Source organism: Colwellia sp. TT2012 (assembly GCF_001440345.1).
Classification (GTDB): domain Bacteria; phylum Pseudomonadota; class Gammaproteobacteria; order Enterobacterales; family Alteromonadaceae; genus Colwellia.
In genome coordinates, this window is the sequence record NZ_LJYX01000137.1 from 1 (window position 1) to 798 (window position 798).

At 52.9% G+C, this 798-nt stretch carries 1 protein-coding gene; it reads left to right on the plus strand.

What is annotated here, in order from left to right; all coding sequences use genetic code 11:
• Window positions 1-798: copper resistance system multicopper oxidase (locus tag ASU03_RS19155; RefSeq protein ID WP_157465995.1), on the plus strand; the 798-nt coding region annotated here is incomplete at both ends.

A 798-nucleotide genomic window follows, 5' to 3' on the forward strand; every position in this document is an offset into this window, starting at 1 on the left:
AAAGCCCTGTAAACATCACAGGCTCGCCTCGCACAGCTATGACCATCAACGGATCATTGCCCGGACCTTTGCTGCGTTGGCGTGAGGGGGAGACCGTCACTCTGCGCGTAAAAAACCGTCTAGACCAAGACACATCAATCCATTGGCACGGGATCATCCTACCCGCCAACATGGACGGTGTGCCTGGCTTGAGCTTCCATGGCATCGCACCCGATGGCATGTACGAATACAAATTCAAGCTTCATCAGAACGGAACCTACTGGTATCACAGCCACTCGGGTTTGCAGGAGCAGGCAGGCGTTTACGGTCCAATCGTCATCGATTCGAAAGAACCTGAACCGTTTCAATACGATCGCGACTACGTGGTGATGTTGACTGACTGGACCGACGAAGATCCCAGTCGCGTTATGGCGAAGCTCAAGAAACAATCGGGCTATTACAACCATCACAAGCGCACCGTCGGAGACTTCATAGACGATGTCAGCAGCAAAGGTTGGTCTTCGACGGTAGCAGATCGAAAGATGTGGGCTGAGATGAACATGAGTCCTACTGACCTCGGCGATGTCAGCGCGGATACCTATACCTATCTCATGAATGGCCAGGCACCCAACGGTAACTGGACTGGTATTTTCAAACCGGGTGAGAAACTCCGTCTGCGCTTTATCAACGGCTCCGCCATGAGCTATTTCGACGTCCGCATTCCTGGGTTGAAGATGACCGTGGTTGCCGCAGACGGTCAACATGTCAAGCCGGTGAGCGTCGACGAGTTTCGTATTGCGGTAGCTGAAACATATGACG